Raw genomic sequence first — 26,579 nt, 5'->3', positions numbered from 1 at the left:
TCTGTACCACTATGCTTTTTTAATATATACATAGGTAGGACGCCCTACGGAACCGTATCTGGTCTGCTTAAGCAGTTCCCCCATGCTGACCAGATAATCCAGATAGAAGCGCAGCGTGACAAGGGACAGGGACAGTGTATCCGCCATCCCGTGCAAGTCAAGCTGTTCTCCTTCTGCATCCTGCACAGCATCTTTGATCCTCTCCAGGGTTATGGCATGGATCCCTTTGGGAAGCGCCGAGTCTGCCGACACTTTAAACAAGGCATCCAATTGTTCCTGGCTTACGTCACTGCCCTTCTGGAACAGGGCGTACCGCTGCCGGTATTTTTCCAGCGCAAGCCGGATCCGGTCAAAGGTAAACGGTTTGATCAGATAATCCACCGCCCCCAATTGCAGGCCGCGCTGGATCATCTTTTTCTCCTTTGCCGCCGTCACAAAGATCACATCCACATCATGGCTGCATCTGCGCAGCTCCTCCAACGCCTCGATCCCGGTCATCTTTGGCATATAGATATCCAAAATGATCAGATTGATCGTGTGATCTTTCTCCAGATAAGCGATCGCCTCCTTACCGTTTTGCACAATACCCGCCACCTGAAAATGAGGGACCCGCCGGATATAATCACTGTTTATCTGCGCTACCATCGGGTCGTCCTCAACAATCAATACACGTATCATCTCACCTGTTCTCCTTTTTAAGTGTCACGTAAAAGCGGCTTCCGACACCCGGTTTCGTCTCCACCGAGATCTGCCCCTGGTATTTATCCACCTGCTCCTTCACAAGATAGAGACCATATCCACGGCTGCCCTGCTTGGTCGTATAGCCTTTTTCAAAGATCCTGGACGGATCCGCTATCCCCTGTCCGCTGTCCCGGACCCAGATCACCAGCGCATCCTGCTCATCATTGATGTACAGCTCCAGCTCCTTTTCTTCCTTCCCGCACTGCTCCAAATGCTCCGCCCCGTTGTCGATCAGATTGCCCACGATCACCACAAGAGAGTTCACATCAAAGTCATATTCATTGGTGAAATAAGTGTCCTCGTTTAAAATCCATTTTATCTTCAGTTCATGGCATCTCTGGCTTTTGCCGATGCACAGAGCAGAAAGGGTTGGATCCAGGATGTGATTGAGCACCGTGCTGACCGTCGCCTGCAGCTCCTCATTGGTCTCACCAATGTAGGACTTTGCCCGGTCCAGCTGTCTGGTCTCGATCAGCCCCAGGATCACATGCAGCTTGTTCTTGAACTCGTGGGTGGTGGCCCGCAGGGAGTCAACGATCTTGTTCACCCCTGTGATCTCCTCCGCCAGCTTGTTCATCTCCGTCTGATCCCGGAAGGAGGAAACGCCGCCTATGATCTGTCCGCCGGAATCGGCGATCGGAATATTGTTCGATATAACGATCCGGTCCCCCAACGCATACTGGACATCCAGCTGGGCCTCCCCTGTCTGCACCACCTCCGGCAGCCTGGACAGCGGAAAAATCTCCTGCACCGCTTCCCCTCTGCAGGCATCATTCAAACGGAGATACTGCTTTGCGGCTTCATTGATCAACGTGATCTTACTGTCCTTGTCAATGGCGATAACCCCCTCGTGAATGGTTGCCAGGATCCCCTGATTCTCCAGATACAGCCGGGAAATATCCTCCGGTTCATAGGAAAGCAGGCTCTTTTTAATATAATAGGACAGAAAAACAGCTCCGCCGATGCCCACCGCGCTTCCAAGCAGGATAAATCCCACCATCATAAATGTGATCGTGCGCCGCGCTTCCGCGATCGAGTCCAGAAGCGTCCCCGCCATGACAAAACCCAGGATCTCCCCGTCATCCGATATGACCGGCGTGAATGCCCGCAGGGAATCGCCCAAAGTTCCCGGGCCTATGGAGACATAGGTTTCCCCCTTGTAGATTGCCCGGTCATGATCCTCCGCGGAAAACAATTTCCCGATCCGGTCATTTTTTGTATGGCCGTAGCGCACTCCGTCCTTGTCCGCCACTACCATGATATCGATCTGCTCCAACGCTTCCTGGGTATCCTGGACGAACTTCTGGATAGAACCGTCCTGACGTTTCTCGATCAATCCCTCAATGATGATCGGCGATTTGGCCGTGATCACCACGGCATTCAGCGTATTCTGCCGGATATGGTCCATCATCCGCTCTATGTACCAGTTGCCCGAGATCCAGGTGGACACCACCACCGCGGCGATGATAAGCGCCACCACCATAAGGGATATCTTTTGGGCAAGCTTTAATTTCCATCGTTTCATACAGACACTTCCTTTTCCGGCCCACGTCGGCCCATGTCATCTGAATAGACTTGCCATCATCCGAATAATCATATCACCAGTATACAACAGCCTCCCCCGTCTTGTCGACATACAATTTAGGGCTGTCGGAGTGGCATCTTTATCATTTCAGGGTGCCGGACGGGAGGGATGTTCCGGACAGGAAACTGGGAAGGCTTTGAATTGACAAAAAAATAACCATAAAGTATAATAAAATCATTCTCATCAGAGAAAATCGAAGTAAGATTCAGGGAGGGAATTTATGAAGAAAACAACCAGGAAACTGGTATCTGCAGTTCTTGTGTCCGCGATGGTGCTGTCATTGGCAGCCTGCGGAAGCAGCACGACAGATACGACGACCGCGGCAGAAACCACTGCAGCAGAGACAGCGGCAAAAGCAGGTATGTTTACCCCGGGAACCTATGAGGCAGCAGCAAAGGGATTTGGCGGAGATATTAACGTAAAGGTGACGGTAACTGCAGATGAGATCACTGCGGTGGAGATTGTCGGCGATTCCGAGACAGCAGGCTTGGGAAGTGTTGCAGTGGAGGAGCTGGGAGCCAAGATTGTGGCAGCACAGACGCCGAATGTGGATGCCATCACAGGCGCTACAGTATCCAGCGATGCTGTTATTGCAGCAGTAACCGAGGCTTTGACAGCGGCAGGCGCAGATATTAGCGTGCTGGATGCGAACAGAAAGGATACGGGAGCCGCGGCAGCAAAGACAGATGAAACGCTGGAGTGCGATATTGTTATCATCGGCGCAGGCGGCGCAGGTATGACGGCGGCCATCAACGCGACCCAGGAGGGCAAAAAGGTTATCCTTCTGGAGAAGATGCCGTATGCAGGCGGCAACACCACGAAGGCGACCGGCGGTATGAATGCGGCTGAGACTCACTATCAGGCAGAGCAGGGGATTGAGGATTCTGTAGAACAGTTCGTTGAGGATACGATGAAGGGCGGCAAGCAGGTCAACAATATTGATTTGGTTACCGAGATGGCAGATCAGTCTGCGGCAAGTATCGACTGGCTGGATTCCATCGGAGCTCCCCTTCCTAAGGTAGGCTTCTCCGGCGGTGCAACCAATGCACGAATCCATGCCCCGGAAGATGGTTCCGGCGTTGGAGAATATCTGGTTAATGCGTTTACCAAGAAGATGGACGAGCTTGGGATCAACGTTATGTACAACACCAAAGCTACTGAGATTATCATGGAAGACGGCAAGGCAGCCGGTGTAAAGGCAGAGGGTGAAACTGCAAATTATACGATTCAGGCAGAGGCTGTTATCCTGGCGACCGGAGGTTTCGGCGCCAATGAGGATATGTATACCCAGTACCGTCCTGACCTCAAGGGAACTGTTACGACAAACGCACCGGGAGCAACCGGCGACGGTATTGTGATGGCAGAGGCAGTTGGCGCGGATCTGGTTGATATCGAGCAGATTCAGCTTCATCCGACCGTGGAGCAGACAACCAGCATTATGATTACCGAGAGTGTGCGCGGAAACGGCGCGATTCTGGTCAACAGCGAGGGCAGGCGTTTCATCAATGAGATGGAGACTCGTGATGTGGTATCTGCGGCAGAGCTTGAGCAGGAAGGCCAGTACGCATACATTATCTTTGACCAGAAGCTGCGCGATGGCTTGAAGGCAATTGAGAAGTATGTCACGGCAGAGATTACCGTGGAGGCGGATACGATTGAGGAGCTGGCAGAAAAGATTGAGCTCGACCCGGCGACCTTAAAGGAGACTCTGGATAACTGGAACGCAATGGTTGCAGCGAAGGATGATACCGAGTTTGGCAGAAATACCGCTATGGACAATGATCTGACCACGGCTCCGTACTATGCCATCAAGATTGCACCAGGCATCCATCATACGATGGGCGGTGTGAAGATTGATACCTCTGCAGAGGTTATCGACAAAGAAGGCAACGTGATTCCGGGCTTATTCGCAGCAGGCGAGGTGACGGGCGGAATCCACGGTGCGAACAGAATCGGCGGCAACGCAGTATGCGATATCGTTGTATTCGGCAAGATTGCCAGCGACAGTGCAGTGAAATACTGCAATGGCGAGACAATAGAGGAAGTGGAAGAAGAGACTGAGGCAGCAGCATAGGAAGGTTTCTTACAAAAGAAGGTTATAGGGCGTCCCGCTTTTTGGCGGGGCGCTTTTTTTCATTATACAGGAAACTTCGTTCCCTATACAATAAAAGGCTCCACTTGGGATGCGCACTCTGCGCGAAAGAAGATGAAGGGGCTATCTATTTACCGACAGCCCCTTCATCTTCTTTTTACCGCCCTAACCTGTTTTATATTGCTGCAGCAGGTTTTATCGCTGCAATCACTACGCTTTATTTTGCGTCTCTATTTAGCTGCTTTTAAAGCTTCCTCAACCGCTGTAAGCACTGCTTTACTGGAAACCGTAGCTCCCGCTATGGCATCCACCTCCACGCCCTGGGTCTTGATGATCTGCGGAATCAGATCCCGCTCTACGCCGCCGAAGATAGCCGGGGTCTCTACCTGCTCCAGGATGTTGACTGCGGCAATATTGCCGTTCTTTACTTCCACTGCAAGCTTGATATCGCCGTTATTTCCGGTTGCCGTGGCCTCGTAGGTCCCGTCCTTGTAATTGCCTGCCGCTGTCGGAGCCGCAGCCTCCTCAGCCTCAGGCAGCACTGCCTCAAGGCTTCCCTGGGCCAGAGCATATTTTGCGGCCTCAACGCCCGCCTGATTGCCAAATACCATGATATCCGCCACCGCGTTGCCGCCCAAACGGTTCGCGCCGTGCACGCCTCCGGTCACCTCGCCTGCCGCGAACAGCCCCGGGATCACATTGCCGTCGGTGCCGATCACCTGCGTCTGTGTATCGATCTTGATTCCGCCCATGGTGTAGTGAACTGCCGGAGAGACCTTCACCGCATAGTAAGGCGCCTTGGAAAGATCCTCATCCATACCGGTATCACGGCCATATAGATCATCCTTCTTCTGGGCCACTGCCTTATTCCAGGTATCGATCGTCTCTGCCAGGACCGCCGCGTCGATCTCCAGTTCGTCGGCCAGGCCTGCTATGTCGGCGCCCTTGACAATGATACCTTTTTCGTAGTTCTCCTGAAGGGCTGCCATGCTGTCCATGACTCTCTGGTCGAATACCAGATATGCGAATTTCTCAGACTGCTCCAAGATCGCTGTAGAAAGCACGTCCCTGGTCTGCATCTCTGAAGTAAAACGCTCGCCGGACTGGTTAACAAAGATCGCCCCTTTACCGCGAACAGACTCAGAAATAACAATCTGGGTATTTACCTCAGACCGTAGGATTGGTCTGGATCTTGTCCATATCAACCGTGTCCGCGCCTACTGCCTCCGCCAGGACAATACCATCACCGGTCGCTCCCGGGTGATTGGTTGTGGAAAAGCCCTTTAAGTCAGGACGGTATTTTACATAGAGATCCTCATTGGCGCCAAAACCGCCGGTTGCAACAACCACGGCATTTGCCTTAAAGGTCAGCTTGCTGCCGTCCGCAGTCTCTGCAGCCACGCCGGTCACTGCATCCCCATCCTTGATCAGCTCCGTGGCTTTAGTGGAATACAGGATACGGATATTCTGCTTCTCAAGATTTTCCATCAGTATGGGTACCAAAACTCCGCCGATCTTGGAGCCGTCCGCCGACCTGTGCATACGCGGATTTGTCGCGCCTGCGCCCTGGGCCACATCACTTAAGTCCATGCCGATGGAAGTGAGCCAGTCAATGGTATCTGAACTGTTTTCCGCCAGGTACTGTACCAGCTCCGGGTTGTTGATCTCTTTTCCGCCGGTCATGGTATCCTTCACCATTGCCTCCACCGTATCCTCAATCCCTTTTTCCTTCTGGAAAACAGTGGCCGCGGCATTCATACCGCCTTCGGACCGGGTCGTATTGCCGCCCGCGTAATTCATCTTCTCCAGAATGATGACGCTGGCCCCTGCTTCTCCTGCCCGCAGGGCTGCCGACATGCCCGCGCCGCCTGCTCCGATGACCACCACATCCGCCTGATATTCGCCCGCTTTAGCCCCACTGGCTTTCTCAGTCTCTTTTTCCTCCGCGGTCGTCTCCGCCGCCGTTGTCTCCGCCGCTTTTGTGGTCTCAGCCGCGGTTGCCGGAGCCGTCTCTGCAGTCTTCGCGGAACACCCTGCCAATACCAGGCTCGCCGCCATGACCGCCGCCGTAATCTTTCTTAATCTCATACCTCTCCTCCTCTTGTCTGCAAATTTCACAAATGTTAATCTTGTAACAATGTGTCCATATTGTACCATATAGGAGGAGTTTCATAAATCTTTCCCAATTTAATAAAAGGTTTTCTAAATAAATAAAATGATACCAGGTTTATTTTCCACAACAAAACCGGGAAAGCAGCCACATTCGCCGCCTCCCCGGTTTTCATCTCATATCTGCATATCTGCGATTCTCTCTGTCAGCCTTTCAGCTCCAAACGCACCAGCGCACGTTTTAACGCCATTTCCGCCCGCAGCACATCCAGATTGCCATCCTTTGATGCCAGCCTGCGTTCTGCACGGATCCGCGCCTCCTCCGCACGATTGAAGTCAATCTCATCCGGCCACTCCACTGTTTCAGCCATGATGGTCACAGACTCCGGCAGGATGGTGATAAATCCTGACATCAGTGCAGCTTCCTTCACTTCGCTGCCCTCGTGGATCTTCAGCACCCCCGGCGCTACTACGGCAGTCAGCGGGATATGGTTCGGATAGATACCGATATTCCCCTCCGTCGTGGTCAGCTCTACCATGGATACTTCCCCATCATAAAACCGCTCCTCCGGAGTGATCACATGCAATTTCATTCCATCAGCCATAGACGTACCCCCTATTTCACACGGGCAAGAACGTCGTCGATATTACCGGCATTAAGGAAATACTGCTCCGGAACGTCATCATGCTTTCCTTCCAGAATCTCCTTGAAGCCCTGAATGGTCTCGCTAAGCGGTACATAGCGGCCTTCCATACCGGTAAACTGGCCTGCAACGAAGAACGGCTGAGACAAAAACCTCTGGATCTTTCTTGCGCGTGATACAGTCAGCTTATCCTCCTCGGAAAGCTCATCCATGCCCAGCATGGCGATGATATCCTGTAATTCCTTATACTTCTGCAGAACCTCCTGCACGCCGCGGGCTACCTTATAGTGCTCCTCGCCAACCACACGCGGGTCCAGAATACGGGATGTAGACTCAAGCGGATCTACTGCCGGATAGATACCCAGCTCTACGATGGAACGGCTCAGTACGGTCGTTGCATCCAGATGTGCGAAGGTATTGGCCGGAGCCGGGTCCGTCAAGTCATCCGCAGGCACATAAACCGCCTGTACGGAGGTGATGGAACCGTCCTTAGTCGAGGTGATGCGCTCCTGCAGTGCGCCCATCTCCGTCTGCAGCGTCGGCTGATAGCCTACTGCGGAAGGCATACGCCCTAAAAGCGCGGACACCTCGGAACCTGCCTGGGTAAAACGGAAAATGTTATCGATGAATAACAGCACATCCTTTCCGCCCTTATCACGGAAATACTCAGCCATGGTAAGCCCTGTCAGGCCCACACGCATACGTGCTCCCGGCGGCTCATTCATCTGACCGAATACCATGGTGGTCTTATTGATAACACCAGACTCGGTCATCTCGTAGTAAAGGTCATTTCCCTCACGGGTACGCTCGCCTACGCCGGTGAATACGGAATATCCGCCGTGCTCGGTTGCGATATTACGGATCAGCTCCTGGATCAGTACGGTCTTTCCTACGCCGGCGCCGCCGAACAGACCGATCTTACCGCCCTTCTGATACGGACAGAGCAGGTCGACGACCTTGATACCTGTCTCCAGGATCTCAGTCTCTGTGGACTGTTCCTCGAAAGTAGGAGCTTTTCTGTGGATCGGAAGATACTCCTCCACATGCGGCTTCTCTTTATTATCAATCGGCTCGCCCAGCACGTTAAAGATACGTCCGAGCGTATTCTCACCGACCGGCACCGTAATCGGCGCCCCGGTCGCAATGGCGTCCATACCACGTCTCATACCATCGGTGCTTCCCATGGCGATACATCTAACCGTATCGTCACCAAGATCCTGAGCAACCTCGACAGTCAGCTCACCGCCGGTCTCCAGCGGTATGCGGATTGCCTCATTGATTTCCGGAATCTTGCCCTGGGAGAACTTAATGTCCATAACCGCACCGATGATCTGTGTGATTTTACCAGTATTTTGTTCTGCCATCTTGATTCTCCTTATATTTATTGTCTTTCATTTTAACTGATCGCATTGGCGCCTGCAATGATCTCCGTCAGCTCCTGGGTAATGGAACCCTGACGTGCGCGGTTATACTGCAGCTCTAACTTGCCAAGCATCTCCTCTGCATTGTTGGTCGCCGAGTCCATGGCGGTCATACGCGCGCCATTTTCGCTGGCAACTGCCTCCTGCAGCGCACCAAAGATTAAACTGCTCATATATTTGGGAATGATCATATCCAGCACTTCTTCCTCGTTCGGCTCATAGTTCATCAGAGCATGGGCCTTCGGAGCCTCGTTCCCGTCCGTATCGCTGTCTTCCATGGTAAACGGAAGCAGACGGATTAGTTTGGGGATATGGACTACTGTATTCTTAAAGGAAGTGTACGCAAGATAGATCTCGCCCACCTCGCCGCGTCCAAACGCATCCAATAGTTCCGCCGTTAAATCGGCGGCATCCTGGTACATGGGCTCATTGATCACATCCGAGTAGTCTGCCTTGATCTCATAGCCTTTCTTTGTCAGTCCGTCTCGGCCCTTCCGCCCGATGGCATACACGCAGGTATTGCCTTTTGCAAGCTCCGGGTTCCCGGCGATCAGCTTCACAATGTTATTGTTGTAGCCGCCTGCCAGGCCGCGGTTGGATGTGATGGCGATGACCGCCTTCTTGTCCGTCTTGCCTGCACGGAGATATTTGTGGTCGATGTTGCCGGACTTTTTAAGCATGGATGCAATGGTTTCATACATCATGTCAAAGTAGGGTTTTGAACTCTCGGCTTTCGCTCTGGACTTTTGCAGTTTAACCGTAGAGACCAGCTTCATGGCCTTGGTAATCTGGCCGGTGCTCTGGATACTTGCTCTTCTACGTTTAATATCTCTCATGGATGCCATGAATTTTCACCTGCCTTGTCTAGCGCTGCTCTTTGCACTCTTTGATTGCCTTCACCAAAAGTTCTTCCGTCTCCTCTGACAGCACCTTGGTGTCGCGGATGGAAGCCGGAATCTCAGGATACTTCGTGTCGATATACTTAAACAGTTCCTTCTCAAAATCCAGGATATCAGCAACCGGAATATCCAGAAGATGTTTCCTGGTAGCTGCATAAATGATGATAACCTGATATTCCACCGGCATCGGCTGATACTGCGGCTGTTTGAGCACTTCCTTGATGCGCTCGCCCTGTGCCAGCTGTTCCGTGGTAGCTGCATCCAGCTCGGAGCCAAACTGGGCAAAGCTTGCCAGCTCGCGGTACTGCGCCAGCTCCACACGGATCGGAGCCGCGATCTTCTTGATCGCCTTGATCTGAGCCGCGCCGCCTACACGGGATACGGACAGACCGGCATTGATCGCCGGACGGAAACCGGAGTTAAACATCTCTGTCTCCAGATAGATCTGACCGTCAGTGATGGAGATCACATTGGTCGGAATGTATGCAGAAACGTCGCCTGCCTGGGTCTCGATGATCGGCAGTGCAGTCAAAGAACCGCCGCCTAAATCATCCGATAAGCGGGATGCGCGCTCCAGCAGTCTGGAATGCAGGTAGAAAACATCGCCCGGGTAAGCCTCACGGCCCGGCGGTCTTTTGAGCAGCAAAGACAGGGTACGGTAAGCCGCCGCGTGCTTGGTCAAATCATCATAGACTACCAGCACGTCCTCCCCTTTTTCCATCCACTCCTCGCCGATCGCACACCCGGAATACGGTGCAATGTACTGAAGGGGAGCCAAGTCTGATGCAGTGGACACCACAAGGGTGGTATAGTCCATGGCGCCAAACTCCTCCAGGGTCCTTACAATATTGGCAACGGTAGATGCCTTCTGGCCGATCGCCACATAAATACAGTGAACCCCCTGGCCTTTCTGGTTGATGATCGTATCGATCGCAATCGCAGTCTTACCGGTCTGACGGTCGCCGATGATCAGCTCACGCTGTCCACGGCCGATCGGGATCATGGAATCGATCGCCTTGATACCGGTCTGAAGCGGGGTGTCTACGGATTTTCTCTCGATAACGCCGTGAGCTACGCGCTCAATGCGGCGGAACTTGTCTGTCTCGACGGGACCTTTTCCGTCAATGGGCTGGCCCAGTGCGTTTACAACACGTCCGGTCAGCGCATCTCCTACCGGGACTTCAACAACGCGTCCGGTGGTCTTAACGATATCGCCCTCACTGATATTGCTGGTGTCACCAAGCAGAACAACACCAACGTTATCCTCCTCCAGGTTCAGGACCATGCCGTAGATCTCTCCTGGAAACTCCAGAAGCTCACCCTGCATGGCTTTCTCAAGCCCATGGATTCGAGCGATACCATCTGCAACCGTGATCACGGTGCCGACATCCGAGACTTCCAGTTTGGTAGAATACTTTTCAATCTGTTCTTTTATTACCGAACTGATTTCTTCTGGTCTCAAATTCATTTTGCTGTTTCCTTTCTGACTGATTATGCCAACTGAAGCGCCAAAAGTTCCTTCTTCAGTTCATAAAGCCGTGTTTTAATACTGCTGTCCACCACATGGTCCCCGATGCGGACTACCATGCCGCCTAAAAGCTCGGGATCCACCTCGTAATACATATCGAAGGACACGTATGGCGTGGTTGCAAGCAGCTTTTCTTCCAGACTGGCCTTCTGCTCTGCGTTCAGCTCCACTGCACTGGTCACGTAGGCGGCGCCAATCTTTTTAAATTCCTTCACCCTCTCGATGAAATACTCGAAGATGGGAATCATATCGCTCTGTCTGTCTTTCTCAACAATGATTGCCAGGAAGCCCATCAGATCCTGTGCTACCTTCTGGTCAAAAACCTGATGTATGATGGCAACCTTTTCCTCTTTGACTATCTGCGGATTGCCAAGCAGAGTCAGAAGCTCCGGGTTGTCCTTTAAGATGGGGACCAGGGCGCTTACTTCTCCATAGAGGGTATCCACCTCGTCCTTCTCCATGGCTGTCTCAAACAATGCATCGCCGTACACCTTTGAAACTAGCTTTGCCATGTGCTCTCACCCATTTCCTTCAAAGTCTCATTGATCAAAGCATCCTGGATCTTCGCATCGATGGAGTAGCCGACAACCTTTTTCGCCATCAGCGCCGCAATATCGACCACTTCCTGCTTCATGTCGTCAACTGCCTTCTTCTTCTCCAGCTCGATTTCGCGGTTTGCCCGCTCGATGATCCTGGCTGCTTCTGCCCTGGCTTCCTGGACGATCTCATCTTCACGGGCTTTGCCTTTTCTCCGTGCAGTCTCCAGGATGTTTTCTGCCTCTTTGTTTACGTCCTTTAGCTTTGCCTCATACTCTTCCTTCAGGGCCGCCGCCGAGGTCTTGTCCTCAGCCGCCCGGGCCAGCTCATCGACAATCTTCTGCCGTCTCTTCTCCAGCACATCCCGTACCGGGTTGAAAAGCAGATAGGACAACGCAAAGAATAATATGAAGATATTGATACCGGTCAGCACCGCGTCATGCAGCAGCTGGGGATCAAATCCTATCAGTCTGTCCAAGTCTTAAGCCTCCTTTCGTCGCGATCTTCTCTTTCTTAAACTCATTAAGCGCCGAAGGGCTTAACAAACATCAGGATGATCGCAACAACCAGGCCGTACAGACCGGTGGTCTCTGCAACCGCCTGTCCAAGAAGCATGGTGGAGGTGATGTCGGATTTTGCACCCGGGTTACGTCCAACTGCCGCTGCACCGTGACCGGCTGCGATACCCTGTCCGATACCAGGTCCGATACCGGCGATCATCGCCAGACCTGCACCAATTGCGGAACAACCAAAGATAAAGTCCTGTCCTGAGATACCATTCATAGTTCATTTCCTCCTAAAATAAATATACAATTTTGATTCAGTGGTTTATTCTTGATAATATATATGGTGGATAAACAACTGTGGGGTTATGGGGTGACACCTTGACGGCGCTGCGCTGGTCTCCGGTGTCGGGGATGGGCTTCGCCGAGGACACCTTGACGGCGCTTCGCTGGTCTCCGGTGTCGGGAAGTGGCGAAAGTAACGCCGCCATGCGGCCACCTCCATTCCGCTTCGCTCCATGTCGGTGACGGGCTTCGCCCTATGGGTCTGATGAAATCAAATCCGTTTAAGGAATGCAAGCATTCCTTGCTCTCCTTTGATTCCCTCATCCCCGCATGGCTCATGGCTTATTCCATTTTGTCACTAATATAAACCATGGTCAGCATACAGAATACATATGTCTGGATGCATCCTGAAAACAAATCACAATAAACATGTAGCGCTGCAGGGATGCCGATGCTGGCCAGTATTGGCATCATGCCGTACCACAGTCCCATAATGATCACGCCGGATAACAGGTTTGCAAACAGACGCAACGATATGGAAAGCGGATTGGCCAGCTCACCGATTAAGTTGATCGGGAACAGGATCGGCGTCGGTTCAAACAGGCTCGTGAAATGATGCACGCCCCGGTTCTTGATTCCCTGGTAGTTTACAATAAAGAAAGTAACCATACCAAGCAAAAAGGTCACACCGTAATCTGCTGTCGGCGCACGCAGGCCCAAAAGGCCGCTTAGATTACAAAACAAAATAAATAAGAAAATTGTACCAATATAATTGACAAACTTTCTGGCATTGCCGCCCAGGATGCCGCCTGCCATATTGGTCAGTGCTTCATATGCCATCTCCAGCGCATTCTGGAATGCGCCAGGCTCATCCGTCGCTTTTTTGAGTGAACGGTTTGCCATAAATGCGATGATCAGGATGATAATGGAAATGATCCACATTCCTATGGTAGTCGTTGTAATCCAAAAATCCTGACCGAACATCTGGTACTTCAGTACCCCGTGTATCATAAAATCAGGTTCTCTGGAAATCATTGTTCCCATACATTGTCCTCCTTTCTTTTATGATGTTTCCGAGTCTGAAACGTCTGACTCGTCCGCTGCCTGTTTCGGATCATCGTCTTTCCAGCCAGAAATCTTCCGAACCAGCGGCTGCAGGTATGCACCTGCCTTCATGCCCATGGCTCCAATCACTGCAACCAGCAGATTGATCTTCAGCACTCTCCAGCAGAAAAAAAGCGCCGCAACAAAAACCAGCTTCCGCAGAAGACTCTGCATCACTGTGAATTTGTTGGCGTAGTTCTCATTCTGGCTTTCCAGTGCCCGCTCTGTCATGACCGCCATATGGACCAGCATCAGGATCGCCCCCGCTGCACCTGCAAAAAGTCCCAGAACTACCGGTATCACCGGATAAGGCACTTTCGGAAGCAGCAAGCAGGCAAGAATCCCCAACAGCAGATTGTACAGAATGATACCCACTGACATCTCCAAAAGCAGCCGCTTCGTTGACTTACTTAGCCATTCCATCTTCGTCTGCCTCCTTTATTGTCTGAGTGATCCCCTCATCTGCCGTCTGCGCATCCTTTCGGATGCGGCTTGGCTGTTTTGGTCTGCTGATCCCTGTCCGCGAGTTCCGGGCCGACTGTTCCCGGCGGAGACACTCGTCCTCCTTCTGCTCCTGCAAAAGGGTCCGCTTTGCCATCTGCCACGCGCACCGGCCTCCGGCCAACACACCAAGGATCAGCATCGGTATCATCGTCTTCACCTCAAACCGGGTGTCGATCTGATAACCGATAAAAACACATAAAAAGACAGGCGTAACTACACACAGCCCCAGCTGTGTCACCATAGCCAGGCTTCGGAATATACTTTTCCTGTAATGCATGTTGCCCACCTTCCTCTGTATTTTTGCATGTATCTCTTATTATAACCAAAGTTTTTTTGTTTGTCCATTATTTATAGAAGATTCGTCAGGAAATCATAAAACTTGTACAACGTCAGTAAAGCTGTCATTTTTTTATCAAACACTTCAACAAATATTGTTCGGTAAATTTGGAAATACTATACAATTTCGGCACGCTTTCTGCTCTTTTGCAGCAATAAAATTTGGAAGCCCAAAAGACGTTTAAGACCGCACCCTATTGTGCCTGTTGTCTTGTTTGACTATTGTCAAATATTTTTGATAATTTTCAGACTATATTTGACTTTACAATCCAGACCCTTTATGATAAAAATGAAACATTTTTTCGTGTTTTCTGAAAGTAGGGTTCTCTATGGCACAAACAGACGCTCCGCTGCTTTTGGACAACAACACTCTTGCAAACATCGTGGGAAACGGAGATTACCGCTTTACCAATCTTTCGTTTGACGAGGCCCGGCCATTATTGATATGAAGGGAGAATCGGATGTGGTGCAGACTTTCGCTAACCCGGATCTGGAGCATTGTATCTATGAATATCTCAGGATTGAAAACGACCGCTTCCCCTACCGCCCCGTCCCGGCCATGGAGATCGGCCAGGAAGATCAAGAACGTGTATATTTACTGCCAGCATGTGCTGCGGCTGAAATAAATCCGCATAAACAATCAAAAAATGGTCTGCGCAGATGGATCAATCATCGCGCAAACCACTGATATATTCGCATGCAGTTATCGTTCTATCCATTCACTCCTCCCGCCATTTCCTATACCACTCCGGAAGATTCTTTGACAGCCTGACAATTTCTCCAGACTTATATATTGCAAATCGGCGAAATTCATCTGTATTATCATATAATGCCGCTAAATCACATAATCCTATCACTTCATGCAGGTTTTTCAAGCTCTCACCAAATCTTTTTTCAACATCCTTGTCCGGTATCCCATGCCCACCCATTTTTACTCTTTCGGCGATTCTTTCTTTTGCTATATCCGGTGTGTCTACGCCAACATAATGTAATTCTATTATATATCCGGCCTCCCTGGCCCTGTATATTGTACGAAGTATTGTATGTCCACACAGGGTTGTTTCCTGATTAAAGGTGATACCTTCTGCAAGGTAGGAATTTAAACGTTCCACTGCAATCCTGCCCGCCCTCATCAAATCCGCCGTATTCCTCCAATCGCCGAATTCCCTAAGTATTTCATCCGTATTAATCCGCGGCATCATATTCTGATAGTGGGTTGTTCTGTATAATGTGGATTTTCCCGCCCCGTTTACCCCGGCATACAAAATATATTTTTTCATTTTAAAACCTCTTTTGGGCTATTACCTTTTCTTGTTTTCTCTGTAAGATAAAATCACTCAGCATAGAGAAAAAGTCCTGCTCTTCCTCTGTCTTCGCATTCAATACCAACTCCATAGTCTCATCTATATCCATATCTTTACATTCCTGGTATAACTTTCTTGCAGCTTCTGCTCTCGACATTTACTCTCACTCCTTCTATCTATCCTCACTATAGGTCCGTCGGTCAATCCAACATTGAGCTGTTATCTACATTATACTGGATAAATTCCCAAAAGAAAAGGCGTAAAGGAATTTTCCTCTACGCCCTTTTCATCTCTATCATCACTATTCCTCGATCGTCAGCGCCCCTGCGCAGATGCATTTCCCGGATTTCCGGTCAAACAGCAGGATATCGTTTCCTTTGATGTCCATGCTGGTCTGCTCCCCGATCTTGAAGGTCACGCCGCCGAAGATCACGCCGGTCAGCAGGAATTCTCCCACTCTCAGCTTCACCGTGGATTCCATGCCGGTGGGCATCGCGCCGTAGACCGTCGCATCCAGGCTTCCGTGGTCAGCCAGCTTAATGCACTCCGGACGAACGCCCAGCACCAGGTCCTCGTTGGTGAGCACCGGCTCGTCCTCGATGCTGTAGTCTTCCTCCTCCACCTTCTGTACATGGTACTTGAAGGTCTCGTCCTTATTGCTCTTCTCTACGTATTTCTTTTCTTTGGCCTTCTCCTGCCGCAGCGCCTCCGCGTCCGTCTCCTCCCGGTCACGTCCGGCAAACCATTTTGCCAGATCCAGGGGATTCTCCGGATGGAACACCGCTTTTACATCATTTAAGATAGACAGCTTTACGGTTCCGTCCGCCGCCTGTCCTCCCTTTCCTTCAATAAAGTTGATGGACGGATTGCCGACGAAATCGGCTACGAACAGGTTGTTAGGACGATTGTAAACATCAAGGGGCGCATCGTACTGCTGGAGCACGCCGTTGTTGACCAGGCAGATCTTGGTGGCAAGGGTCATGGCCTCCATCTGATCGTGGGTTACATATACGAAGGTGCTTCCAGTCTCTACATGCAGACGCTGCAGCTCATAACGCATCTCAAGGCGGAGCTTGGCGTCTAAGTTGGAAAGCGGCTCATCCATGAACAGCACATCCGGTTCCGGAGCCAGGGTACGGGCGATCGCCACACGCTGCTGCTGGCCGCCGGACAGCTCTGCCGGATAACGTCCCATGAACATGCCGATCTTGACGACCCGGGATACCCGGCGCACAGCCAGATCCACTTCCTCTTTTGTCAGCTTTCTGACCTCGGTCTGGACCTTTCCGCCGCTCACTACGGCAAACTCCTCATTCAGCTCCTGACCCTTCGCCTTATAGGAGTCCAGGATGCCCTGAAGCTTCTTTTCCTGCTCCGCTAACCTCTCACGGGCAGCCGCATCCGGGTCCGCGGCCTCCTGAACCTTCATATCATATAAGGTCTTTGCTGTGTAGAGAGAGATCGTGAATGCGTCGATCAGCTTTAAGTAGACCTTCTCCATATCCAGCTTGCCCTTTTTATCCCGGCAGTCCTCCACCAGCTCCACGATCTTCCGCCCGCTTTTTAAGGAACGGGCCAGATCGCTGGCAGTCTTAGCCTCAAAATCAATCTTGGGCATTTCTTCCTTTATATTGTTAAGTCCAAAGGAAATGTTCTGGTATACCGTCATGTTGGGCCACAGGGCGTAGTTCTGGAACAGGAAGCCCACTTTACGCTTGTTGGCGGGGATATTGATGCCCGCGTCGCTGTCAAATACTACCCGGTCTCCGATCCTTATCTGGCCGGTGGTCGGGGTCTCCAGACCGGCAATCATACGCAGGATCGTGGTCTTGCCGCAGCCTGACGGGCCCAGCAGGGTGATGAAGGAATTGTCCGGAATATCAAGGCTTAGATCGTCCACTCCGAAGAATTTTCCCCACCGTTTTGTTATGTGTGTTAATTTAATCTCAGGCATATTCGTCAACCTCCAATACCGTCATCCAGACTTGCTCCGGTTAATTTGTTTACCAATGTGTTAAATACGAGGATCGTGATGATAAGGATCAGGTTGATGGCGCTTGAAAATGCATACAGCCCCATCTCATCAAAATAATCCAGCGTGGTGGAAAGGATAAAGCCCTGGGTACAAAGCAGTAAGAACAGGGACAGTTCCCGCAGGCAGGTCATGAACGGAAGCATGTATCCGCTGATGATCGCCGATTTCTGGATCGGGATGATGATGAACAGCATCCGCTTCCACCAGGGCAGGTCCTGGATGATCGCCGCCTCCTCGATCTCATTGCTGATCTGCAGCATGGAGTTTAGGGAGCTCCTGCTGGCAAATGGAATATACTTTATGGTACCTGCGATGATCAGCAGGGTGTAGGTGTTGAACAGGTTGATCTTCTCATTGCTGAACAGGATGAAGAACGCTGCGCCTACGGCGATGGACGGCATTAAGTACGGCAGGAATGCCATGCCGTTTACGTAGCTGGCCCACTTGCTCCGGCGGTTCTTCGCCACCGCGTATCCGATCAGGGTACCGATGGTGCCTGCGATCAGCGCACAGCACACGGCCACCAGTAAGGTTCCCCAGAATGCATGCCAGATCGTGTTGTTGTACAGGATTCCCTGCTGCCCGTACATTCCGTTCTCCGTGATATTCTCACTGGTCAGCCACCATTTGGTAGTCAGGTTGCTGAAATCCCTGGTGTACAAAAAGCTGTAGTCGCCGGGGTTTGGCAGGAAGGTCTCTAAGGCGAAGGAGATGATCGGGAAAATGCTGGTGAAGAAGGTCAGCACGATCAGCACCAGGCCGATTAAGTATTTTCCGATCTTTCCCAGGTTGATCTTGGAGAGCTGGCCGGACTTTCCGGTCACTGTGGTGTAGTTCTTCCGGCTCTTTAAGCTCACCTGGTTCATGGTAAGGATCGCCACGCCGAACACCATCATGATGATCGCCAGGATACTGGCCTCTCCCGTATACTTGGAGTTCATGGAGATGTATTTGGTGGACAGGGTGGTCAGTCCTAAGTAATGCGGCACCGGATAGCTGCCCATGGCGCTTCCGAATACCAGCAGTATGGTCGATAAAATTGCCGGTTTTACCATCGGTAAGGTAATCCGGAACATGGTTTTCCATTTCGGGGTGTCCAGGATCGTCGCCGCCTCCTCTAAGTTGGAATCCATATTCCGGAAGATCCCACCGATCAGGATGTAAGCGAACGGCGCGTAGTGAAGCCCCAGCACTACCGCACTGGGAAGCAGCCCCTGACACCACCACTTGGGGGCCAGGATGCCGAACAGCGAAGCGAGAAGGCCGTTTGAGGTGCCGACTACCGCATTGCTGTTAAATACATTCTGCCATACCACCGCCAGGGTCCACTGGGGCATGATGTATGGGAAAATAAAAATGGAACTTAAATATTTTTTGAACTTTAAATTCGTTCTTGTTACCAAAAATGCGAAAATACCACCATATACAATCGAGATCAGACAGGTAAATACTGCCAGCAGGATCGTGTTCCAGAGCGGTTTCCAGAGGTTGGTCTTTGCAAGCCTGCTGGTAAATAGATCGATGTAGTTCACCACACTATAACCGGCAGCCTTGCCGGTCAGATGGGCATCGATGGTGCCCGGGTGGATCTGGAACGTGTCTTTTACGATCGCAACAATCGGCGCAACTGTCGTAAAAGTCAGTACAATCCCAAACAGCAGCAGAATGATATTCTGGGGTTTGGAGAAAAAGGTCTTGATCTTGTTGAGCAGGATGGCTTTCCGGTTTGCCTGTTTTACCTGTATCTGCTCCATGTGAGTGCCTCCATCTAACGTTGATTACTGGTTCAATAGTTTCCGAAAGAAACGGGGTGCTGCAAAGTTGGGTGTTTGTTCCATTCTTTTGCAGCACCCCATGATGTTCTTACTTAACTGAATTTACTGGGCTCCGCCCTCGCTGTACTTGGTCAGCATCTCGATCCAGCTTCCTACGGTGAAGGATACAGATGCACAGTATTCCGGATCTTCCAGAACCAGTTCGCCTTCTGTGGTCCACCAGTCGTAGCCTCTGTCGTTCTTGGCGTCAAACTCGTTCTCACCGGCCTCATTGTAGCCGCCCTTGCTGTGTCCATAGGTTGCCTCGGTTGCAGCAGCCACATCAGGATTGGAGGAGTAACCGCCCATATCCTTGCCCCATGCGCTGAAACCGTCCTCGGTACAGGTCATGTAAGCGATGAATGCACATGCGGTCCACGGAAGCGGGCTGTTGTTGGTCAGGAACAGATAATGGCAGTAGCCATAGCCGCCGATACCCTCATAGCCATCCTGGTATGCAGCTACTTTGATGTTGTTTACGGAAACGCCTGCGGACTCCTCTACGGAACGGAGCTTGGAGTATACTAACAGGCCGCTCTGATCCTTTGCGGAATCGGTTACCAGGGTATTGCAGATCGGGCCGTCATCGGTCTGCTCATTGTAGCTCTCTACCCACAGCTTGATCCATGCCAGTGCGTAAGCGCCGTCTGCGCCCAGCCCTAAGTCTTCTGCATCCGTTGCCATCTCGTCGATGACCGGTTTGAAATATGCCTGTTTGTCAGCATCCAGTGCGTTGTAAGCATCCTTCAGCCATCCTGCGTATTTGTCCTCGGTCAGCATATACAGGAAGTTCTTGCCGACGATCTCGGAATCAATGTCCATGTATAAGGAGTGTACGCCCTCTCCCACGAAATCCCAGCAGTTTTTATACTCTGCGCTGCCGGTGCTGTTGTACATAAATACTTTATTCAGTGTCTGCAGCGGAAGGAATCCCTCGTATGCGTCTGCGGTGGTTTTGTTGGCATCTGCCCAATCCTTCGGGATAAAGGTCTTTAAGATGCCGGTCTGCACCATCTTGGATTCGATCTGGTTGCCGTCCTGGATCAGGGTCATGGCGAAGGTGCCGCTGCCCTTTAAGGAATCTGCCGACAACTGCTCAAAGATCTTGTTGTTCTTCGGCTGCTGCCACTCATATTCCATATTGTAGGACGGGTCGATGGACTGCAAATACTCGATAAACAGCGGAAGTGCAGACTTGCCGCGGCTGGAGTTGCCCACGCCGTAGAAGGTCTTTCCGTTGGACTCTTCGATCGCCTTCTTGCCCAGTTCCTCTAAGCTCATACCCTCTGCTTCTTTGATGATCTTCTCGACCTCAGAGAGGTTCGCCGTATCTTCTGCCTTGGTCTCTGCCGGAGCCGCAGTTTCTTCTTTGGCGCCTGCCGGAGCTTCTGTTGCCGCCGGAGCTGCCGGGGCCTGGGTCTCGGCCGGTTTAGAACCGCCTCCACAGCCTGCTAAGGACATTGCCAGCATGGAGCTGACCAGAACTAATGATAAGAATCTTTTTTTCACGTTACTTTTCCTCCTTTAAATTTTCCTTATTTGTTACAAACACGTTTAAGATGCTGCAGCATCATCTGATAATGTTATTCTAAGACAGATTGGAATTTTTTAACACTGGACAAAACTGTTATTCTTTTAGAAATTCAGACATATTGCACAGAATCATGCGTAACAAACTGTTTACTTCGTTTGTTTTTCACAATTTTTTTCACTCATCTCATCATGATATCTCAATATTGGATAATTATAATAATAATTATAGTAACTATTATAATAAACTATTGCCAAAATCATAGTGATGTGGTATACTTTAAAAAGTATGACAATGATTTAACGGGTAAGATATCCCGGAGTTAAATCACACAATTCATCAACAATTTAAAGGAGGTTTTTTATGAAAAAAAGTTTTGTACTGGCACTTTGCGGCGCTGCGGCGTTCAGCCTTGCAGCATGCGGCGGCAAAACAGCATCCACACCTGAGACCACTGCACCAGCCACTACTGCCGGCACAGAAGCCGCAGCAGGCGAGACCCTGACCGGTACCGCAGAGGGCTTTGGAGGAGAAGTAGCCGTTACCCTCACAAGTGTTGACGGCAAGATCACAGAATGTAAGATCACAGGCGACAAGGAAACCCCGGATATCGGCGGCAAGGCGCTGCCGGAGCTGGAGAAGCAGGTCGTTGCGGCGGGCGGTCCGGAGATTGACGGCGTGTCCGGCGCTACTGTTACCGGCGATGCGGTTAAAAAGGCAGTCGCCTCTGCCATGGGCATAGAAGCAAAAGAAGAAGAAAAAGAGACAAAGGCGCCCGAGACCGCCGCACCGGCTGCTCTGGTCCCGATCGACGGCGGACTTCAGATCGGCCAGGTTTACACAGCAGCACACGGCACAAGCTGCTTTACCGAGGCGGTAGCAGTCGTGCAGGATGACGTGATCGTAGCGGCGTACATTGATGAGTTCCAGTTCCTGGACAAGGGAGATGATGTCATCGGCGTACCGAACAGCGATGCAGATTTCGCTGCCGGATATGCAGAAGGCAAGGTTCTCGCTTCCAAGAGGGAAAACGCGGACTATTACAGCAAAATGATGGCAGAGATGGGTGGATCCACCGTTACGATCGACGGGAACTACGATGTGATCCAGGATTTCGTGGTGGGCAAGACCATTGATGAAGTAAAAGCCATCGCAGGTAAGGATGATGCCGTAGACGCAGTTTCCGGCGCCACCCTGGCAGACACCGCCGGCTATCTGAATGCGATCGCAGAGGCTGCAGAAACTGCTCAGAAAACCCAGGCAGTCGAATTCACCGGCGATTCTTCCGCGCTGAAGCTGAATGTAGCATACGCAGCCGCCCACGGAACCAAATGCTTTACCACGGCGGCAGCTCTGACCGATGGAGAGAACATCCTGTTAAGCTACATAGACGATTTCCAGTTTACCAGCGCAGATGCCGACGTAACTGGCGTCCCCAACAGCGATGAAAAATTCAGCGAAGGCATTGCAGAAGGCAATGTCCTCATCTCCAAACGTGTGAACACCGGCTACTACAGCAAGAACATGGCAGAAAAAGGCGGCTCCACGATCACCATCGACAAGAACTTTGATGCGATCCAGAACCATATCAACGGCATGAAGGTTGCAGAGGTCACAGACTTAGCCGGCAGCGAAGCTCCCGTAGATGCAATCTCAGGCGCCACTCTGGTTGACACCGCCGGTTATTTAAACGCAGTGCTCAAAGCCGCAGGGAAATAATCATATCAACGGATATTCCCATAAACTGAATGCAGGATAGCACAAAACGAAAAGCATAAATAAGCAGATTTTTCATGATCGCTTATTTATGCTTTTTCATTGAGCGAATAAACAGCTCGAAAAAACGGACTACCACTGTTGACTTTTGATTTTTTGTAAGGGTATAATCAAAGAAAACATATTGTTGCTTTGTTCCCTGCCAAGGAGGGGTTTCTTTTCTTTCCCTGGCGTCGCGACACTTTTGAAGATGGCGGGACAATTGTTTATTCCAGCCTGACCTACAAACTCTATATCTGGAATACCATAAGCGGCAAACGGGATGTGGAACTTGTCTGTTTCCCAATGTTCGCTGAATAAGGAGGACTCACCAGCATGTCACAGCCAGAGATCATCACGATCGAAGATTCCATTTCCGTAGTAAAAGATAACTGCACAAGAGTGAATTACTTTATTTTCAATGAATATGAGATCCATTTAAACACAATTCCCTCCGGCGCTGTGCAGGAATGGCATTTCCACTCCAAATTGGAAGAATCCATCCTGATCTTAACCGGTGAACTGCTGCTCTCCTGGCAGGACCATGGACAGATCTACAACCAGCTTCTAAAAGAAGGAACCATTGTCCGGGTAAAAGATTCCGTACACACCTTTTCCAATACAAGCAGCCGTGACACTACCTTCGTCGTATTCCGCTTCATCCCGGATGGCCAGGACAAACGCGAGCTGATAAAAAATGACAAGACAATTGTCAAGATTATCTAATAATGAAAATATATTGAGAACAGAACGGAGAAATCATGATACATTATATCATCGTAAAATTCAATGATACCGTCACTGACAAACAGGCTATGTGCCTCCAGATCGAAGCCCTGTTTCTTCCCGCCGCCAAAATGCCGGGAATTCACAGCATCCAGCTTCACACCACCTGCATAGACCGCCCAAACCGCCACGACCTGATGATCCAGATGGAGATGGAACCAGATGCCCTGGAAGCCTTCGACCACTCAGCGATCCACCAGACATGGAAGTCACAGTTTGGACAATTCGTAGAAAGAAAGACTATATTTGACCATATGTAGCTTCCTGGCGGCCGAGAAAACCAGCGTACCGCGCCGTTTGGGCGGCGGGTTGGCGAGGGGAAGCGAAACGAGCTGCTGCGACTTTTTCAAGGTTCGCGGATACTTAGAAAAAACAGGCGGAGCAGGCTGAGGTTGCGCAGGGTGTACAACACCCGGAGCAAAGCGAACGCGGAAGGAAAATCATCAGGATTTTCCTGGAGTTTTCGCGGTCCTCAGTCTGATCCGCCTGTTTTTTCTTAGTATCCGCCACCGAGAAAACCGGAGCAGCAGCCGTTTCACTTCCTCTCGCCAACCCGCCGCCCAAACGGCGCGGTACGCGTAGCCTTTCTTCACCGCCTCCGACTCTGATACTCCGACGGACTCACCCCCACAATCTTTTTAAACGTGCTGGAAAAATAAGTAATATCCTTATATCCCACCATCTCCGCCACCTCATACACCTTATATCGGCAGTTCTCCAAAAGCTTCATGGCCGCGCGCATCCGGTAGCGGGTGATATAAGACATGACCGTATAGTCCGTTTCCTTCTTGAACAGATGGCTTAAATGCCCCTCACTCAAGCCCAGCGACTCAGCAATGGTCCCCACACTGATATCCCCGTCCCCATAATGCTCCGCAATATAGGCAAGAGCCTCCTGGATATAACCGCTCTGTGCCCCGCCCTGTTTCAATGACAGTACTTTTTCTTCCTGGCTTCCCGTATCCTCCCGCCGCTCCTCGATCCGTTTACGCACCTTCGTCACGGCCTCTTCCAGCTCCCCGTCCTCAAACGGTTTCAAAAGATAATCAAAAGCCAGCAGCTTCAGCGCCTCCCTGGCATACTCAAACTCACTGTAGGCCGTCAGAAAGATCACCTCCACCCTGCTGCCCTCCTCCCGCAAGGCGCGCAGCATACCGATCCCGTCCAGCTTTGGCATGCGGATATCGCTGATGATCAGGTCCGGGCTGTACTTGTGGACCGCCTCAATCCCTTCCACTCCATTGGCAGCCTCCGCAACCACCTCACAGCCCAGCGCCGCCCAGTCCGTCTCCAGCACAATTCCTTTGCGCACAAACATCTCATCATCTATCACCAGTACTTTTAACATTTTCCGCCTCGCCTCCCCTTCCGGTTGGAAGCTCAATGGTCACGCGGGTTCCACCCTCCTGCGGCCTGTCTACATGAAGTCCGAACTCCTCCCCATAATGAAGCCGGATGATCGTATCTACATTGTAGAGGCCGATGTGACCGCTTATTTTCTCCCATTCCCGGTTATTTAACTGTTCCATCCGCTCCGGATCGATCCCGCAGCCATCATCCTGCACCTGGATGCTCAAACGGTTATCCTGCCTTCTGACCCGGACCCTGATATTGCCTTCCCCGGACTCCGCAAGCCCATGGATCACTGCATTCTCTACGATCGGCTGTACGATCAGTTTGGGCACCATACATGCCTCCAGCTCCGCCGGCAGCTCACACTGGAAGCTGAACCTGCCGTTGAACCGGATCCTCTGGATCTCCGTGTAGGACTCCACCAGCTCCAGCTCCTCCTTCAGGGTAATGAACGGCGCGTTGGAAATACTGGTCCGCAGGATCTTCGCCAGCTTTGCAGCCAGTGTGGCAAGCTCCGGGATGTGGTTTGCTTTCGCCACCCATTTCATAGTGTCCAGGGTATTGTATAGAAAATGCGGGTTCAGCTGTGCCTGCATCATGGCGATCTGCACATCGTTCAGCTTCTTCTGCTGGCTGACCTGTTTTTCCATGTATCCGGTCAGCTCCTTCGCCATGGTATTGAAGCTGTCCGACAGCTGCCCAAACTCATCCGAGCGCTGGGAGGTGATCCTGGTTTCCAGATTGCCCTCCTGCAGCTTCAGCATGGCATGATTCAGCACCCGGATCGGCCAGGACAGGTGATTGCTCATCCGCGCCGCCACCGCCACACAGAGCAGCAGACTTGCCAGGGCCATGATAAAGATCACACTGTACATGGAGCGGGTAGTCGATTCCGTAAATATCTCCGGCCTTAAAAATACACTGGTAAGGCCGGTCTCCCCCAGCCGGGTAATATAGATGCTGTTGTTGTGATAGGGCTTTGTAAGCGCCTCTCCGTCCAGCAGCCGTCTGCGCAGGACTGCGCCGATATCTTCCCGCTCTGCCGTCCCGCCGCTGTACACAGTCTCCCAAAAGCTGTTCAGGATACAGATCCCATCCTGGCCGCTGTACGCACCCTTTAGCGCCGTCTCAAAATGCTCCGCTTTCATGCTGATCACAACGAACCCGATACAGTTATCTTCCCCGTCCAAGATCGCCCGGGCCGCCCGCAGAAGGATATCCATCTCACCGGAATATTCCTTCTCCCGCCGGATGATCAGCTCGTCCGGATGGGCCGACGACACCTTAAGTATCCCCCAGTACGGAAGCAGCACGGTGTGGAACATCCCGGTCCCCGTTGAATAAAGGCATACTCCGTCGGCGGAATACAGCTCCACCTGCGCCCGCTCCCGCAGGCTGACTGTCTCCCCATAGAGCCGGGAATAAACCTCGCTGCGGGTCTTTGTCCCTTCCGCCTTCAGCGCTGCCCGGATCTCTTCATCCTTCGCCAATTCTCCCGCCACAAACTCAAAATTGTCAAACAGCGTCGTCAGTTTCGCATCGATCTGCTGCGCCTGTTCCAGATCCTTCTTTTGATTGTCATTGTCCAGCTTCACCTTGAACAGCTGGACCAGAAAGGTGCTGCTGATGATCAGGGGAAGCAGCGCCACCACAAGAAAGCACGCTAAAAGCTCCCGCTTAAATGACTTTTTAATAAACTCCTTCATGTCCTGT

General features: G+C 51.4%; 26 protein-coding genes. 5 read left to right on the top strand and 21 right to left on the bottom strand.

Annotated features, from left to right (window positions below; all coding sequences use genetic code 11):
- Positions 1 to 9: 9 nt before the first annotated feature.
- Together AB1I67_RS06925 and AB1I67_RS06920 are read right to left on the bottom strand one after the other, a co-directional pair.
- A complete protein-coding gene (locus AB1I67_RS06925) occupies positions 10 to 678 on the bottom strand; it encodes a response regulator (protein ID WP_367029075.1) in 669 nt (222 codons plus the stop codon).
- A gap of 1 nt (position 679) precedes the next feature.
- The gene (locus AB1I67_RS06920; protein WP_367029074.1) at positions 680 to 2,266 is read right to left on the bottom strand and encodes a sensor histidine kinase; all 1,587 of its coding nucleotides are present in this window, start codon (positions 2,264 to 2,266) and stop codon (positions 680 to 682) included.
- A 280-nt stretch (positions 2,267 to 2,546) separates the two neighbouring features.
- On the opposite strand from AB1I67_RS06920, the gene AB1I67_RS06915 reads away from it, so the two are divergent.
- Positions 2,547 to 4,400 (top strand): flavocytochrome c, encoded by a 1,854-nt coding sequence (locus tag AB1I67_RS06915; protein ID WP_367029073.1) that lies wholly within the window; start codon positions 2,547 to 2,549, stop codon positions 4,398 to 4,400.
- A 248-nt stretch (positions 4,401 to 4,648) separates the two neighbouring features.
- Here the strand turns inward: AB1I67_RS06915 and AB1I67_RS06910 are convergent, their stop codons facing one another.
- From AB1I67_RS06910 to AB1I67_RS06855, 12 genes are all read right to left on the bottom strand, one after another.
- Positions 4,649 to 5,623, bottom strand: a complete 975-nt coding sequence (locus tag AB1I67_RS06910) for an FAD-binding protein (RefSeq protein ID WP_367029072.1) — start codon at positions 5,621 to 5,623, stop codon at positions 4,649 to 4,651.
- Entirely contained in the window at positions 5,586 to 6,506 is a 921-nt protein-coding gene (locus tag AB1I67_RS06905) for an FAD-dependent oxidoreductase (RefSeq protein ID WP_367029071.1), read from the bottom strand. The genes AB1I67_RS06910 and AB1I67_RS06905 overlap by 38 nt, the downstream gene beginning before the upstream one ends.
- 227 nt (positions 6,507 to 6,733) lie before the next feature.
- Positions 6,734 to 7,132, bottom strand: a complete 399-nt coding sequence (atpC, locus tag AB1I67_RS06900) for an ATP synthase F1 subunit epsilon (protein ID WP_367029070.1) — start codon at positions 7,130 to 7,132, stop codon at positions 6,734 to 6,736.
- 11 nt (positions 7,133 to 7,143) lie between these two features.
- Positions 7,144 to 8,535: a F0F1 ATP synthase subunit beta gene (gene atpD, locus AB1I67_RS06895; protein ID WP_367029069.1), complete on the bottom strand. Its 1,392-nt coding sequence runs from the start codon at positions 8,533 to 8,535 to the stop codon at positions 7,144 to 7,146.
- Between the two features lie 32 nt (positions 8,536 to 8,567).
- Positions 8,568 to 9,437, bottom strand: a complete 870-nt coding sequence (gene atpG, locus AB1I67_RS06890; RefSeq protein ID WP_367029068.1) for an ATP synthase F1 subunit gamma — start codon at positions 9,435 to 9,437, stop codon at positions 8,568 to 8,570.
- Positions 9,438 to 9,456: 19 nt separating this feature from the next.
- Positions 9,457 to 10,959, bottom strand: a complete 1,503-nt coding sequence (gene atpA, locus AB1I67_RS06885; RefSeq protein WP_367029067.1) for a F0F1 ATP synthase subunit alpha — start codon at positions 10,957 to 10,959, stop codon at positions 9,457 to 9,459.
- A gap of 23 nt (positions 10,960 to 10,982) precedes the next feature.
- Positions 10,983 to 11,531: an ATP synthase F1 subunit delta gene (atpH, locus tag AB1I67_RS06880; protein ID WP_367029066.1), complete on the bottom strand. Its 549-nt coding sequence runs from the start codon at positions 11,529 to 11,531 to the stop codon at positions 10,983 to 10,985.
- Entirely contained in the window at positions 11,519 to 12,034 is a 516-nt protein-coding gene (gene atpF, locus AB1I67_RS06875) for a F0F1 ATP synthase subunit B (protein WP_367029065.1), read from the bottom strand. Before atpF ends, atpH begins: the two co-directional genes overlap by 13 nt.
- 44 nt (positions 12,035 to 12,078) lie before the next feature.
- A complete protein-coding gene (gene atpE, locus AB1I67_RS06870) occupies positions 12,079 to 12,339 on the bottom strand; it encodes an ATP synthase F0 subunit C (RefSeq protein ID WP_367029064.1) in 261 nt (86 codons plus the stop codon).
- 347 nt (positions 12,340 to 12,686) lie between these two features.
- The gene (gene atpB, locus AB1I67_RS06865) at positions 12,687 to 13,388 is read right to left on the bottom strand and encodes a F0F1 ATP synthase subunit A (protein ID WP_367029063.1); all 702 of its coding nucleotides are present in this window, start codon (positions 13,386 to 13,388) and stop codon (positions 12,687 to 12,689) included.
- Between the two features lie 18 nt (positions 13,389 to 13,406).
- Positions 13,407 to 13,871 (bottom strand): hypothetical protein, encoded by a 465-nt coding sequence (locus AB1I67_RS06860; protein ID WP_367029062.1) that lies wholly within the window; start codon positions 13,869 to 13,871, stop codon positions 13,407 to 13,409.
- Entirely contained in the window at positions 13,855 to 14,229 is a 375-nt protein-coding gene (locus AB1I67_RS06855; protein WP_367029061.1) for an AtpZ/AtpI family protein, read from the bottom strand. The genes AB1I67_RS06860 and AB1I67_RS06855 overlap by 17 nt, the downstream gene beginning before the upstream one ends.
- Before the next feature lie 522 nt (positions 14,230 to 14,751).
- Between AB1I67_RS06855 and AB1I67_RS06850 the strand changes: the two genes are divergently transcribed.
- Positions 14,752 to 14,976, top strand: coding sequence for a hypothetical protein (locus tag AB1I67_RS06850; RefSeq protein ID WP_367029060.1), 225 nt, complete (start codon positions 14,752 to 14,754; stop codon positions 14,974 to 14,976).
- A gap of 31 nt (positions 14,977 to 15,007) precedes the next feature.
- Here AB1I67_RS06850 and AB1I67_RS06845 read toward each other — a convergent pair whose 3' ends face one another.
- The 5 genes from AB1I67_RS06845 to AB1I67_RS06825 all read right to left on the bottom strand — a co-directional run bounded on the left by AB1I67_RS06845 (position 15,008) and on the right by AB1I67_RS06825 (position 20,950).
- Complete coding sequence (locus tag AB1I67_RS06845; RefSeq protein ID WP_367029059.1) at positions 15,008 to 15,568, bottom strand: AAA family ATPase; 561 nt, start codon at positions 15,566 to 15,568, stop codon at positions 15,008 to 15,010.
- Between the two features lies 1 nt (position 15,569).
- Entirely contained in the window at positions 15,570 to 15,749 is a 180-nt protein-coding gene (locus AB1I67_RS06840) for a hypothetical protein (RefSeq protein WP_367029058.1), read from the bottom strand.
- A 144-nt stretch (positions 15,750 to 15,893) separates the two neighbouring features.
- Positions 15,894 to 17,546 (bottom strand): ABC transporter ATP-binding protein, encoded by a 1,653-nt coding sequence (locus AB1I67_RS06835; protein WP_367029057.1) that lies wholly within the window; start codon positions 17,544 to 17,546, stop codon positions 15,894 to 15,896.
- 5 nt (positions 17,547 to 17,551) lie between these two features.
- On the bottom strand, positions 17,552 to 19,381 hold the full coding sequence (locus AB1I67_RS06830; RefSeq protein WP_367029056.1) for an iron ABC transporter permease: 1,830 nt from the start codon (positions 19,379 to 19,381) through the stop codon (positions 17,552 to 17,554).
- Positions 19,382 to 19,504: 123 nt separating this feature from the next.
- Positions 19,505 to 20,950, bottom strand: coding sequence for a hypothetical protein (locus AB1I67_RS06825; RefSeq protein ID WP_367029055.1), 1,446 nt, complete (start codon positions 20,948 to 20,950; stop codon positions 19,505 to 19,507).
- Between the two features lie 385 nt (positions 20,951 to 21,335).
- Here AB1I67_RS06825 and AB1I67_RS06820 point away from each other — a divergent pair, with 385 nt between their 5' ends.
- The 3 genes from AB1I67_RS06820 to AB1I67_RS06810 all read left to right on the top strand — a co-directional run bounded on the left by AB1I67_RS06820 (position 21,336) and on the right by AB1I67_RS06810 (position 23,773).
- Positions 21,336 to 22,691, top strand: coding sequence for an FMN-binding protein (locus tag AB1I67_RS06820; protein ID WP_367029054.1), 1,356 nt, complete (start codon positions 21,336 to 21,338; stop codon positions 22,689 to 22,691).
- A gap of 372 nt (positions 22,692 to 23,063) precedes the next feature.
- The gene (locus AB1I67_RS06815; protein ID WP_367029053.1) at positions 23,064 to 23,453 is read left to right on the top strand and encodes a cupin domain-containing protein; all 390 of its coding nucleotides are present in this window, start codon (positions 23,064 to 23,066) and stop codon (positions 23,451 to 23,453) included.
- A gap of 35 nt (positions 23,454 to 23,488) precedes the next feature.
- Complete coding sequence (locus AB1I67_RS06810) at positions 23,489 to 23,773, top strand: hypothetical protein (protein WP_367029052.1); 285 nt, start codon at positions 23,489 to 23,491, stop codon at positions 23,771 to 23,773.
- A gap of 329 nt (positions 23,774 to 24,102) precedes the next feature.
- Here AB1I67_RS06810 and AB1I67_RS06805 read toward each other — a convergent pair whose 3' ends face one another.
- Both AB1I67_RS06805 and AB1I67_RS06800 read right to left on the bottom strand, forming a co-directional pair.
- Positions 24,103 to 24,861: a response regulator gene (locus AB1I67_RS06805; RefSeq protein ID WP_367029051.1), complete on the bottom strand. Its 759-nt coding sequence runs from the start codon at positions 24,859 to 24,861 to the stop codon at positions 24,103 to 24,105.
- The gene (locus AB1I67_RS06800; protein WP_367029050.1) at positions 24,836 to 26,572 is read right to left on the bottom strand and encodes a histidine kinase; all 1,737 of its coding nucleotides are present in this window, start codon (positions 26,570 to 26,572) and stop codon (positions 24,836 to 24,838) included. Before AB1I67_RS06800 ends, AB1I67_RS06805 begins: the two co-directional genes overlap by 26 nt.
- Positions 26,573 to 26,579 lie beyond the last annotated feature (7 nt).

This window comes from Clostridium sp. AN503 (assembly GCF_040719375.1).
Lineage (GTDB): Bacteria > Bacillota > Clostridia > Lachnospirales > Lachnospiraceae > Brotaphodocola.
This window is presented reverse-complemented; position numbering and strand designations above follow the sequence as displayed.